At 67.0% G+C, this 12,592-nt stretch carries 9 protein-coding genes and 1 tRNA gene; 8 read left to right on the plus strand and 2 right to left on the minus strand.

Annotation, left to right across the window (positions count from 1 at the left end):
* Window positions 1–156 precede the first annotated feature (156 nt).
* Window positions 157–2,031, plus strand: a complete 1,875-nt coding sequence (locus tag EIZ44_RS14570; RefSeq protein ID WP_134729096.1) for a tropomyosin — start codon at window positions 157–159, stop codon at window positions 2,029–2,031.
* A 335-nt stretch (window positions 2,032–2,366) separates the two neighbouring features.
* Here EIZ44_RS14570 and EIZ44_RS14575 read toward each other — a convergent pair.
* Window positions 2,367–2,440: transfer RNA gene (locus EIZ44_RS14575), tRNA-Leu, on the minus strand.
* Between the two features lie 206 nt (window positions 2,441–2,646).
* Here EIZ44_RS14575 and EIZ44_RS14580 point away from each other — a divergent pair.
* From EIZ44_RS14580 to EIZ44_RS14605, 6 genes are all read left to right on the plus strand, one after another.
* Complete coding sequence (locus EIZ44_RS14580; RefSeq protein ID WP_009079762.1) at window positions 2,647–3,261, plus strand: ANTAR domain-containing response regulator; 615 nt, start codon at window positions 2,647–2,649, stop codon at window positions 3,259–3,261.
* A 631-nt stretch (window positions 3,262–3,892) separates the two neighbouring features.
* Window positions 3,893–5,068 carry a branched-chain amino acid ABC transporter substrate-binding protein gene (locus EIZ44_RS14585; RefSeq protein ID WP_037818084.1) on the plus strand — a complete coding sequence of 392 codons (1,176 nt, stop codon included), beginning with the start codon at window positions 3,893–3,895 and terminating at the stop codon, window positions 5,066–5,068.
* 94 nt (window positions 5,069–5,162) lie between these two features.
* Window positions 5,163–6,176, plus strand: a complete 1,014-nt coding sequence (locus tag EIZ44_RS14590; RefSeq protein WP_037818218.1) for a branched-chain amino acid ABC transporter permease — start codon at window positions 5,163–5,165, stop codon at window positions 6,174–6,176.
* Complete coding sequence (locus EIZ44_RS14595) at window positions 6,173–7,318, plus strand: branched-chain amino acid ABC transporter permease (RefSeq protein WP_037818085.1); 1,146 nt, start codon at window positions 6,173–6,175, stop codon at window positions 7,316–7,318. Before EIZ44_RS14590 ends, EIZ44_RS14595 begins: the two co-directional genes overlap by 4 nt.
* Window positions 7,315–8,244, plus strand: a complete 930-nt coding sequence (locus EIZ44_RS14600) for an ABC transporter ATP-binding protein (protein WP_037818086.1) — start codon at window positions 7,315–7,317, stop codon at window positions 8,242–8,244. The genes EIZ44_RS14595 and EIZ44_RS14600 overlap by 4 nt, the downstream gene beginning before the upstream one ends.
* The gene (locus EIZ44_RS14605; RefSeq protein WP_037818087.1) at window positions 8,231–8,944 is read left to right on the plus strand and encodes an ABC transporter ATP-binding protein; all 714 of its coding nucleotides are present in this window, start codon (window positions 8,231–8,233) and stop codon (window positions 8,942–8,944) included. Before EIZ44_RS14600 ends, EIZ44_RS14605 begins: the two co-directional genes overlap by 14 nt.
* Before the next feature lie 397 nt (window positions 8,945–9,341).
* Here the strand turns inward: EIZ44_RS14605 and EIZ44_RS14610 are convergent, their stop codons facing one another.
* Window positions 9,342–9,737 carry a PaaI family thioesterase gene (locus EIZ44_RS14610; protein WP_162836026.1) on the minus strand — a complete coding sequence of 132 codons (396 nt, stop codon included), beginning with the start codon at window positions 9,735–9,737 and terminating at the stop codon, window positions 9,342–9,344.
* Between the two features lie 107 nt (window positions 9,738–9,844).
* Here EIZ44_RS14610 and polA point away from each other — a divergent pair, with 107 nt between their 5' ends.
* The gene (gene polA / locus EIZ44_RS14615; RefSeq protein ID WP_134729098.1) at window positions 9,845–12,583 is read left to right on the plus strand and encodes a DNA polymerase I; all 2,739 of its coding nucleotides are present in this window, start codon (window positions 9,845–9,847) and stop codon (window positions 12,581–12,583) included.
* Window positions 12,584–12,592 lie beyond the last annotated feature (9 nt).

Below are 12,592 nucleotides of genomic sequence, written 5' to 3' on the forward strand. Positions count from 1 at the left end.
GCGCCAGACCCCTTTTTCAACCAAGAAATTCTGCGTGAGCTCCGCCCGAAGCCGGGACTGTGGCTCCTTGTCGGTCCTCCGGGTGGAGGGAAACACACTCTGGCGATGTGATGGGCGCACCATTGGACGCCCCAGTTCCACGACGGCTGTGTGAGAGTGAACCTGGACAACCACCGGGTCGACGGGTCGCTGGACACGGCCAGCGTCCTGGTTTCCGTTTTGCAGGATCTGGGAATTCCCGCTTCTGACATCAGCGACGATCCCCGGCGGCTCCCTCGGCAGTATCAAAACGCGTCTCTGGAATATCATTTTCTTCTGGTTCTCGAGAATCTGCGTCACTCGGACGACGTCAGCATCTTGCAACCGGTTTCGCCGGTAAATCTCGTTCTCGTGACCACTGCCGCGGCTGACTGTCGGCTGCGTTCCGAGGTCACTCTCGATCGCGTGGTCGAACTGCCCATGCTGGACGATGCGCCGTCCAGGAAGGTGCTGGAATCGCGGTGTGCCCCTTCGGTTCTGGACGCCGAACCGGACGCGACTGACGAACTGCTCGGCTTGTGTGGCGGTCGACCGCGGATCCTCGTTCAAGCAGGTGTTGCTCTCCAGTACGCGAGGGCGGCCGGTCCCGGCACGGTTGTGCGAGATTTTCTCGAGACGCTGCCGGCCGAGGGGCTCGCCGGGGCCGATGATGTGATAGCTGAGGCCGTGCGGCGGGCGTTCGACTCCTTGGGTGCGCACAACCACGCATTGATCGCTGCTCTGGCGGCATACCCCGCGGCAGGCATCACGCCCGACAGCGCGCAGGCAGCGGCAGGATTCCCGGTCACCCGGAGCGACCTGGCGAAGCTGGTGACGGGCTTCGTTCTCGCGAAAGGCCCTGACGAACGTCCGGTGATGGACGAAGTGACGCGGCGGTACGTACCCGCCCTGCTTCCCGCGGACTGTCAGCCGCCGGCCGCCGCGGTGTCGCAAAGGTTGTTGCGCTGGTTGATGGAGAAGGCTCGGGAAGCGGACAGCGATCCTGGTCGGCTGCGGGTCCCTGAACAGTCGACTGTGAGAGGTGATGCCGTGCGGGCCAAGGCCGAGCTTGGCATGCTCCTCGACCTCGTCACCGAAGTCGTCCGTGACGCGTGCGGGGCTGGACAAGACAGCGAAGTCTGTCTGCTGGTCATGAACTTGGAACTGTTCGCGAATCGAAGGAGCCTGCACTCGTGGTTCCAGGTGCTCAACGGCTACCGGATCACCAGCGCTCGCCGGATCGGCGACCCCTTCGTCCTGATTCGCGCCTACTCGATGCATGCGCGCATGCACTTCCTGCAATACCGCTTCGAGAAAGCGCAGGCTCAATTAGATCTGGCATGGGCGCAGGTTGACGAGGTCGAGAAGCGCGGCCTTGGCGACGAGGCCCTGCGACGCAGGGTCCGGTCTTCAGTGCTCGAGATGCAGGCGCGACTGCTGGAGATGCGGGCAGATGACGGCGATCATCGACTCTACTCGGGGGCGTTGGAGTGCATGCGGCAGGCGATTGAAATCGACCGGGAACTGGGCGAGGTCAGCATCCGCGACCTGAGTATTCACCTTCGGATGGGCGCGAACATCCACTGGAAGGCGGGGGAAGCGGGCCTGCCTGCGGAGATGGACGAGGCGCGACGGTGGGTCGACAAGTCCGTCAGCATCAGCGTGGACGACGTCAACCGCGGCCGCGCGGAGATGGTCCGGGCGAAAGTGTGCGGCGCTTCGCGGGAATTTACGAGGGCGCTTTGCGCGCACGATGAAGCGCGTCGGCTGCTCGGCAAGGAGGATGCGGGCCCGTACGAGCGCGAGCTTTGCGAAATCGATGCCCGGTTGACGGCTCTGCGCGGTCTGTTCGACGATGCCATCGAGAAATGGGCCAAGTTGATGGACCGGGCAGTCAGTAGCGGAAGCCACGACTTGGAGCGCTATTCGCGTGAAATATCCAGGCTTCGTGGGAAAACTGTCCCGGGACGTTTCCGAAGGTTTTTCAAACGGGGCTCGCAAGATGATTGTTAATGCTCAGAGGATCTGCGTCTTTCGCGTCGGGGCCAAGGGCAGTGAACTCGCCGTGAAGCCGGGTCGGCCTGGCCGGAGCGACCAGGACTGACTCGCATAGTGATCTCCGAACCGTCCTTCGCAGGCGTCGCGGCGGATGTCGGAGCAGCCGTACGGATAGCGATCTCCGCACGGGTCGACGCTTTGGACGCCGAGACCGCGAGCCAGCCCGGGCCGGACGAGGCTGCCTTGCTCGACGCAGTGGCCCTGGTCGAGGCGGCGGAGCGGATCACGGATCAGATGACCGACATGCAAGCCGCTCAGTCGAGCGCGCTCGCTTGTGTAGAGGTTGTCCGTGCCCCCGGTGAGATTCGAACTCACACTGGACGGGTTTTGAATCCGTTGCCTCTGCCAGTTGGGCTACGGGGGCGCAGTGCCGGAAACTTTACGGGACCCGTCCTCCCCTCCGGCGACCGGGTCCGGTGATCGGCGGTGATCGACTTGGGGCCGGGGCTGGGTGTCGCCCGCCACTTCGTGGTGAACGCCATCGTGGGATCTGGATCGGTCCCGGTACGCTGGGCTCTCGCGGGTGACCGCGTGTCGAAGACGTCCCGCCGAGCCTTCAGGAGGACACCGGTGACCGAACAGGCTGCCGAGTCGAACGGCGCCGCCGCCGGCGTGCCGCAGCGACGGGTGCTCGTCGCGGAAGACGAGGCGCTCATCCGGCTCGACCTGGTGGAGATGCTGCGCGAAGAGGGCTACGAGGTGGTCGGCGAGGCCGGCGACGGCGAGGAGGCCATCGCGCTGGCCACCGATCTCAAGCCGGACCTCGTGATCCTCGACGTCAAGATGCCGAAGCTCGACGGCATCGAGGCGGCCGCGCGGATCACCGGCGACCGGATCGCGCCGGTCGTCATTCTCACCGCGTTCAGCCAGCGCGACCTCGTCGAACGGGCCCGCGACGCGGGCACCATGGCGTACCTGGTGAAACCGTTCGCCAAACGCGATCTCGTGCCCGCGATCGAGCTGGCCGTCAGCCGGTTCTCCGAGCTGCAGGCCCTCGAGGCCGAGGTCGCCGGGCTCACCGACCGGCTCGAGACCCGCAAGGTCATCGACCGGGCGAAGGGCCTGCTGATGAGCCGTCAGGGGCTCACCGAGCCCGACGCGTTCCGCTGGATCCAGCGCACCGCGATGGACCGGCGCACCACGATGAAGGCCGTCGCCGAGGCGGTCGTGGAAAGCATCGGCTGAGCAACCGGCAAGCACCCGGGGAAGCGGGCGTGACCAGGGGGTCGCGCCCGCTTTTTCGTGGCCCGGCACTCCGGAAACGCCGGAAACCGTTCCGGAGAGTCACCGCCCGGCCCCGGAGCGCGCTCCCGCCCAGCGGGACTGCCGTCCGGTTCGCCGCGTCCGTCCCGGCTCGCCGTGTCGCGCCGAAACCTGGGCGCCGACCAGCGAAAACCCTTCTGCGGCACCGGTTCGCGACCCACCCGTGCGGGTTGATCTGCCCTGCGCGAAAGGGCAAGGTTGCTACCTTGGAGGCCGGGGGATCGTGGTGTCGGTCACGATGACAGAGGGGATGTTCTTACACTGCCTCCATCGATCGGACGTCAGGTCTAGGTCCGTTCGAGGGGTGCTCGGACACGAAGAGTCATTCACTCGGTCGTTGCAATCAGACGATCGAGTGTAAATCGTCCGTTAATTCTCGTGACGACCGTCACGATGTGGATACAAGACTCGCTGTGACTCTGTGCAACACCTCACCCGGCGGCTACGTTCAGCGCCCAGTCGAAGTCCCACGCAGGGACCCGCCGTTCCGCAGGAGCGTGGCGGGTGGCATTTGGAGGAACGAGTGCAGAGAGCACGACTCACTAAGGTCATCGTGCTGGCCGCGGCGGGAGTCATCTCCCTTGGCGCCTGCTCGGCGCGGACCGGCGGTGACTCGGGTGGCGACAGCGGCGCGCCGCAGGCCGCGGCCCCGTCGGCGGCGGCGAACGCGGCGGACCCGGCGGGAGACGGCAAGGCGCAGTGCGCGCCGACCTCGATCGCCTACGCCGGCACGATCAACGGCGCGAACGCGGCCCTGGGCCAGAACATCCTCAAGGGCGCGAAGCTGGCGGTCGACCAGCACAACAAGGCGAACCCCGGCTGCCAGGTCAAGCTCGCGGAGTTCGACACCGAGGGCACCCCGGACAAGGCGCCGGGCATCGTGACCCAGATCGTCAACACCCCGGGCATCATCGGCGTCATCGGCCTCCCGTTCTCGGGCGAGTCGAAGGCCGCGGGCAACATCTTCAACTCCGCGGGCCTCGTCGCCGTGACGCCGTCCGCGACCAACCCGTCGCTCGCCCAGAACGGCTGGAAGACCTTCTTCCGCGCACTGGGCAACGACAACGCGCAGGGCCCGGCCGCCGCGAAGTTCATCACCGGCGAGCTCAAGGCCAACAAGGTCTGCGTGATCGAGGACGACTCCGAGTACGGCACCGGTCTCGCCGCCTCGACCGTCAAGGCGCTCGGCGACAAGGCGAGCTGCCAGGACAAGGTCAAGACGAAGCAGACCGACTTCTCCGCCGTGGTCAACAAGATCAAGAACGAGAAGCCGGACGCGATCTTCTACTCGGGCTACTACCAGGAAGCCGCTCCGTTCGCGCAGCAGCTGAACGACGCGGGCGTCAAGGCCAAGTTCGTCGGCCCGGACGGCGTGAAGGACGACCTGTTCGTGAAGGGCGCCGGCGACGCCGCGGCCAACGCGTACTTCACCTGCCCCTGCGTGCCCGCCGACCAGTTCACCAAGTTCACCGACGCCTACAAGGCGGCGACCGGCGTCGACCCGGGCACCTACTCGCCCGAGGCCTACGACGTCGCGACGATCCTGCTGAAGGGCATCGACGCGGGCAAGAAGGACCGCGCCGGCCTGCTGGACTTCGTGAAGACCTACGACGGCCAGGGCATCACGAAGCACTTCAAGTGGGACGACCACGGCGAGCTCGCCGCGACCACCGTGTGGACCTACAAGGTGGAGAACGGGAAGATCGTCCGCAACACCGAGATCAAGTAGCTCACCGCTTTCGGTTCCAGTACCGGGGTGCGGGCCAGGCGGCGAGATCCCGCCGGGCCCGCACCCCGGACCCACATGGAGAACTAGTGTGTCGATGACCCCTGACCTCAGTTCGCTCGTCCTCGCGCAGGGCGGCGGAAGCTGGATCACCTTCGACGTGAATTCGTTCCTGAACCAGTTCTGGGACAACACGATCGACGGTCTTTCCTACGGCAGCATCTACGCGCTCGTAGCGCTGGGCTACACCCTCGTCTACGGCGTGCTCAAACTCATCAACTTCGCCCACTCCGAGGTGTTCATCTACGGCGCCTTCGCGACGTGGTTCACCTTCTACGGCTTGGGTTTCCGCCCGGGCGCGACCCCGGATCTGCCGATCTTCGAACTGATCGGCTTCCTGCTGCTCGCGCTCATCGCGTCGATGGCGGTGTCCGGCGGCACCGCGGTCGTGCTGGAACGCGTGGCCTACCGGCCGCTGCGCAAACGCAAGGCCCCCCGGCTGGTCTTCCTGATCACCGCGATCGGCGCTTCCTTCGTGCTGCAGCAGATCCTGTTCATCTGGCGCGGCGGCAACCCGGAGAACAGCATCCGGCTGCTGCGCAACGACGAGGTGTTCACGATCTTCGGCGGCAGCGTCACGATCGTCACCATCATCACCGTGGTGGCGTCGATCCTGCTGATGGTCGGCACGGACATGTTCGTCAACCGCACCAAGTTCGGCCGCGGCATCCGCGCGGTCGCGCAGGACCCGGACACCGCGACGCTGATGGGCGTCAACAAGGAACGCGTCATCACCCTGACGTTCCTCATCGGCGGCCTGCTGGCCGGCGCGGCGGCGCTGTTCTACATGATGAAGATCCCGCAGGGCGCCTCGTACCAGGGCGGCTTCATCCTCGGCATCAAGGCGTTCACCGCCGCGGTGCTCGGCGGCATCGGCAACCTGCGCGGCGCGCTGCTGGGCGGCCTGCTGCTCGGGGTCGTGGAGAACTACGGGCAGTCGCTGTTCGGCGGCGCCTGGCGCGACGTCGTCGCGTTCGCCCTGCTGGTGCTGATCCTCATGTTCCGCCCGACCGGCATTCTCGGCGAATCGCTCGGAAAGGCACGGGTATGACGACGACTACGACGCCGCCCGCCGCTCCGGCGAAGGCGCGCCGCCGTCCGCTCTCGGACTGGTGGAACAGGCTGTCCCGGGTCCAGCAGTGGGGGGTGCTGATCCCGCTGGTGGCGCTCGTCTACCTGCTGCCGGTGCTGAACCCGCCGCTGATCACCACCCAGCCCGGGTACGACTTCCCGATCGCGATGTTCGAGGTGGCCCGCTACGCGCTGGTCGCCATCGGGCTCAACATCGTGGTCGGCCAAGCGGGTCTGCTCGACCTCGGCTACGTCGGGTTCTTCGCGATCGGCGCCTACGTGATGGCGCTCTTCACGAGCCCGGACTCGTCGCTGGCGAAGCTGCCGTTCCTCGTCGTGCTGCCGATCGCGATGGTGGTCACGATGATCTTCGGGGTGATCCTGGGGACGCCGACGCTGCGGTTGCGCGGCGACTACCTGGCGATCGTCACGCTGGGCTTCGGCGAGATCGTGCGGCTGCTGGCCGACAACATCGACCCGCTGCGCGGCAACCGCGGCTTCCAGGGCGTCGGGCACCCGCCGGGCGTGAAGGCGGACGGCAACCCGCTCTTCAACAACACCGACGGCATCCCGTGGTACTGGCTCTGCGTCACGATCATCATCGTGATCCTGTTCGTGGTCGGGAACCTGGAGCGCAGCCGCGTCGGCCGCGCGTGGGTCGCGATCCGCGACGACGAGGACGCGGCCGAGATCATGGGCGTGCCGACGTTCAAGTTCAAGATCTGGGCGTTCGTCGGCGGCGCCGCGGTCGGCGGCCTCTCCGGCGCGCTGTACGCGGGGCAATTGGGCTTCGTGAACAACCAGAAGTTCGACGTGGTCACGTCGATGCTGTTCCTGGCCGCGGTCATTCTCGGCGGCGCGGGCAACAAGGTCGGCGTGCTGCTGGGCGCGATCGTGGTGGCGTACGTGCCGCTGCGGTTCCAGCAGATCGCGGAGTACAAGTACCTGATCTTCGGGCTGGCGCTGATCGTCCTGATGATCTTTCGCCCGCAGGGCCTGCTCGGCGCGCGGCAGCGGCTGCTCGCCTACGGCAGGCAGGCGTACCAGCGGCTGCTCGGCAAGGGCGAACAGGTCAGCAGCGACGGTTCGCTGGTCACCGACAACCCGGGGGAGAAGGCATGACGGTCCCTGGCAACGGAACCGGGCCCGAGGTCCCGGCCGAGGGCGGCCTCGTGGCCGAGGTCGCGAACATGACCGCCGACGAGCTCGCCGAGCACGAGGCCGAGGTCGCCGAGGTCGTCGCGCCGGACCGGGAGATCCAGGCAGGCTACGGGCAGACGCTGCTCAAGGTCGACGACGTCACCGTCCGCTTCGGCGGGCTGGTGGCGCTGGACTCGGTGTCCTTCGAGATCCGGCGCGGCGAGATCCTGGGCCTGATCGGGCCGAACGGCGCGGGCAAGACCACCTGCTTCAACGCGATGACCGGCGTCTACCGGCCGTCCTCGGGGCAGGTGCTGCTCGAGGACCAGCCGCTCGGCAAGACGTCGCGGCACGGGATCACCCAGCTCGGCATCGCGCGGACGTTCCAGAACATCCGGCTGTTTTCCGAGATGACCGCGCTGGAGAACGTGGTCGTCGGCACCGACGCCCGGCACAAGACGAGCCTGCTCGGCGCCCTCCTGCGAGTCCCGCGGCACCACCGCGAGGAGAAGCAGGCGATCGAGAAAGCCATGGCGCTGCTGGAATTCGTCGGCATCGCCGACCGCGCCGCGGACCGGGCGAAGAACCTGCCGTACGGCTATCAGCGCCGGCTGGAGATCGCGCGGGCGCTCGCCACCGAGCCGAAGCTGCTGTGCCTCGACGAGCCTGCCGCCGGGTTCAACCCGGCGGAGAAGGAAGAGCTCATGGGGCTGATCCGGACGATCCGCGACGACGGCTACACCGTCCTGCTGATCGAACACGACATGAAGCTCGTCATGGGCGTCACCGACCGGATCGTGGTGCTGGAGTTCGGCAAGAAGATCGCCGACGGGCTGCCTTCCGAAATCCGGGAGAACCCCGCCGTGATCGCCGCTTACCTGGGAGTTCCCGACGATGACGTTGCTTGAGCTAACCGAGGTTTCCGTCCACTACGGACGGATCCAGGCCGTGTCCGGGCTGTCCATCACGGTCAACGAGGGCGAGATCGTCACCCTCATCGGGGCGAACGGCGCCGGCAAGTCCACCACGATGCGGGCGATCTCCGGTATCCGGCCCATTTCCGGCGGTGCCATCCGGTTCGACGGCGAGGACATTTCGCGGCTGCGCGGGGATTTGCGTGTGGTTCGCGGGATTTCGCAGGCTCCGGAGGGGCGGGGGATTTTCCCTGGCATGACGGTGCTGGAGAATCTGGACATGGGCGCTTATGCGCGCAAGGACCGGAAGAATCTGCAGCCTGATTTTGATCGGGTGTTCGAGTTGTTTCCGCGGTTGGCTGAGCGGAAGACTCAGGTCGGCGGGACTATGTCCGGGGGTGAGCAGCAGATGCTCGCCATCGGGCGGGCGTTGATGGCTAAGCCTCGGTTGTTGTTGCTGGACGAGCCTTCGATGGGGTTGGCGCCGCAGTTCATTCAGCAGATTTTCCGGATTATTACGGAGATCAATCGGCAGGGGACTACCGTGCTGCTGGTTGAGCAGAATGCGCAGCAGGCGTTGTCTCGGGCGCATCGGGCTTATGTGCTGGAGACTGGGCAGATTACCAAGACTGGTACTGGGCAGGAGTTGTTGGCTGATACCAGTATCAAGGAGGCTTATCTCGGGGTGGGGTGAGGTCGGCTCGTCGCCTGGCGGCGACATTGCGCCCGGACGGTGAGACGGGGCACCCCGATTTTTGATTGTGACTACGGCGCGGGGGTGCTTGTCAAGGCGGGAAAGATGCCTTGACAAGCACCCCCGCGCCGTGTTTTTGGCGTCGTATCGGGGGTGGGGGAGGTGTGGGTGCCTGGTTCGGCGGGTGCGCTGGCTGCGGTTGGGTGGGGGTGGGGGGGGGGGGGNCATGTGACGCAACGAATGCCGCATTGGGTGCGTGGGATGCACCCAATGTGGCATTGGGGGTTTCTCAGCAGCGGGTGCGGGTGTGTCGATCCTGGGCGCGGACGGTCGTGAGGGGAGCCCTGAGGGAATCAGAGTTCCTCAGGGTTCCCCTCACGACCGCCTCTCCGTGGGATTAGGCGCCTGGCGGGCGGTCCCGGACGACGCAGGTGAGCCTGGCGGTGCAGGTGCGGCGGCCTTCGTCGTCGGTGAGCACGATTTCCGACGTGATGGTGCCTCGTCCGACGTGCAGGGGGGTCGCGACTCCGGTCACGGTGCCGGAGCGGACTGCGCGGTGGTGGGTGCAGGACAGCTCAAGACCCATCGCGGCGCGTTCCGGGCCTGCGTTCAGTGCGGCCAGCACCGAGCCCAGGGCTTCGGCGACGGTGGCGTTCGCGCCGCCGTGCAGGAGGCCGTAGGGCTGGAGGTTGCCTTCGACGGGGATCGTGCCGACGACCCGCTCGGGGGTCAGCTCCACGAGCTTCAGCCCGATCTTGTCGTTCAGCTGCTGGTCCGCGGCCGCGGGGTCCATGCCCGCGAACTGGCCCGGCGTGATTTCCGCCGTCTGCTCGGTCACTCTCTGCTCCTCAACCTATGCGACACGCAAGAGTGTCAGACCCTCACCCTAGACTCGCCCCCGTGAGCCCGAGTGAGAACCGAACCGTTGCCAAGACCACAGGCGCCGCCGGTGCGCAGGAACGACCCCGGCTGCTGCTGATCGACGGCCATTCGATGGCCTACCGCGCCTTCTTCGCCCTGCCCGCGGAGAATTTCCGCACGAAGACCGGGCAGGTCACCAACGCGGTCTTCGGCTTCACCTCGATGCTCATCAACCTGCTGCGCGACGAGAAGCCGACGCACCTCGCGGTCGCCTTCGACCTCTCGCGCAAGACCTTCCGGTCGGAGACGTACGCCGACTACAAGGCCAACCGCAGCGCCACGCCGGACGAGTTCCGCGGCCAGGTCGACCTGGTCAAAGAGGTGCTCGAGGTGCTCGGCATCCCTTCGCTCACCAAGGAGAACTACGAGGCCGACGACGTCATCGCCACGCTCACCACGCAGGCGGGCGAGGACTACGACGTCCTGATCTGCACCGGCGACCGCGACGCGTTGCAGCTCGTCACCGATCGGGTGACCGTTTTGTACCCGAAGCGGGGCGTCTCCGACCTCGTGCGGTTCACGCCGGACGCGGTGGAAGAGAAGTACGGCCTCACGCCGACCCAGTACCCGGACTTCGCGGCCCTGCGCGGCGACCCGTCCGACAACCTGCCCGGCATCCCCGGCGTGGGGGAGAAGACCGCGGCCAAGTGGATCCGGCAGTTCGGCAGCCTGGCCGACCTGATCGACCGGGTCGACGAGGTCAAGGGCAAGGTCGGCAACGCGCTGCGCGAGCACCTGTCCTCGGTGCAGCTCAACCGGCAGCTCACCGAGCTGGTCCGCGACGTGCCGCTGGAGTCCGTGCCGGACCAGCTGGAGCTGCGCCCGTGGGACCGCGAGGCAGTGCACCGGCTCTTCGACGAGCTGGAGTTCCGCGTCCTGCGCGACCGCCTGTTCGAGACGCTGAGCAGCGCCGAACCGGAGGCCGAGGAGGGCTTCGAGGTGTCCGGCTCCGCGCTCGCGCCGGGTGCGCTCGGCGCGTGGCTCGAAGCGCACGCCGGAGCGGCCGAGCCGGTCGCGCTGTCGTTCCGCACCACGGGTTCGTCGGTTCGTTCCGACCTCAAGGCGGTCGCCTTCGCCACGGCTGACGGCGAGGGTGCGTACGTCGACGTCACGGCGATGGACGAGGCGGACGACCGGGCGCTGTCGGCGTGGCTGGCGGACCCGAAGATCCGCAAGATCGGCCACGACCTGAAGGTGCCGCTGCACGCGGTGCGCTCCCGCGGCTGGACGTTCGGCGGGCTCAGCATGGACACCGCGCTCGCCGCGTACCTCGCGCGGCCGGGGCAGCGCACGTTCGGGCTGGACGATCTGGCCCTGCGCTACCTGCACCGCGAGCTGCGCTCGGAAGCGGGAGACGGCGACGGCCAGCTGTCGCTGCTCGACGGGGGCGCGGACGAGCTGGAGCAGAAGGAAATCTCCGCCGAACTGGTGAAGGCCCGCGCGGTCTTCGAGCTGGCCGGCGCGCTCACCACCGAGCTGGAGGAGCTCGGCGGCGCGAAGCTGCTGGCCGAGCTGGAACTCCCGCTGCTGGAAGTGATCACCGAACTGGAAGCGGCGGGCATCGCGGTCGACGTCGACCAGCTCACCGAGCTGGAGGCGCACTACCTCAGCCGGGTCACGCAGGCCGCGGAATCCGCGTACGAGGTGATCGGCAAGCAGATCAACCTCGGTTCGCCGAAGCAGCTGCAGGTGGTGCTGTTCGACGAGCTGGGCATGCCGAAGACCAAGCGCACCAAGACCGGCTACACCACCGACGCGGACGCGCTGCAGTCGCTGTTCGAGAAGACCGAGCACCCGTTCCTGCAGCACATGCTGGAACACCGCGACGCGACGCGGCTGCGCACCACGGTCGAGGGCCTGATCAAATCGGTCGCCGACGACGGGCGCATCCACACCACGCTGCAGCAGACGATCGCGGCCACCGGACGGCTGTCGTCGATCGAGCCGAACCTGCAGAACATCCCGGTGCGCACCGAGGAAGGCAGGCGCATCCGCGACGCGTTCGTGGTCGGCGACGGCTACGTCGAGCTGATGACCGCGGACTACAGCCAGATCGAAATGCGGATCATGGCGCACCTGTCGAAGGACGAGGGCCTCATCGAGGCCTTCAACAGCGGCGAGGACCTGCACACGTTCGTCGCGTCGCGTGCGTTTTCCGTGCCCGCCGCGGAAATCACGGCGGAACAGCGCTACCGCGTCAAGGCGATGTCGTACGGATTGGCGTACGGCTTGTCGGCGTACGGGCTGTCGCAGCAGCTGAAGATTTCGACGGAAGACGCGAAAGAGCAGATGGAGGCGTACTTCTCGCGGTTCGGCGGGGTGCGCGACTACCTGCAGTCGGTCGTCGGGGAGGCTGCGAAGCGCGGGTACACCGAGACGATCTTCGGCCGGCGCCGTTACCTGCCGGACCTGAACAGCGACAACCGGCAGCGCCGCGAAATGGCCGAGCGGATGGCGCTCAACGCCCCGATCCAGGGCAGCGCGGCCGACATCATCAAGGTGGCGATGCTGAACGTGCACCGCTCCCTGTCCGAAGCGGGCTCGCGCAGCCGCGTGCTGCTCCAGGTCCACGACGAACTGGTCCTGGAAATCGCCGACGGCGAGCGCGCGGACGTCGAGAAACTGGTCCGCGAGGGCATGGGCTCTGCCGCTGAACTCACCGTGCCGCTGGAGGTTTCGGTCGGATACGGACGCTCGTGGAACGAGGCCGCGCACTGAGCTGAGGCA

It is taken from the genome of Amycolatopsis nivea (assembly GCF_004522235.1).
Classification (GTDB): Bacteria; Actinomycetota; Actinomycetes; order Mycobacteriales; family Pseudonocardiaceae; genus Amycolatopsis; species Amycolatopsis nivea.

Bases quoted from the DNA above. Each gene is read 5' to 3' on its own strand.
- EIZ44_RS14590 (WP_037818218.1), top strand. From the start codon at position 5,163: ATGACCCCTGACCTCAGTTCGCTCGTCCTCGCGCAGGGCGGCGGAAGC.
- EIZ44_RS14595 (WP_037818085.1), top strand. From the start codon at position 6,173: ATGACGACGACTACGACGCCGCCCGCCGCTCCGGCGAAGGCGCGCCGC.
- EIZ44_RS14600 (WP_037818086.1), top strand. From the start codon at position 7,315: ATGACGGTCCCTGGCAACGGAACCGGGCCCGAGGTCCCGGCCGAGGGC.
- EIZ44_RS14605 (WP_037818087.1), top strand. From the start codon at position 8,231: ATGACGTTGCTTGAGCTAACCGAGGTTTCCGTCCACTACGGACGGATC.
- EIZ44_RS14610 (WP_162836026.1), bottom strand. From the start codon at position 9,737: ATGGACCCCGCGGCCGCGGACCAGCAGCTGAACGACAAGATCGGGCTG.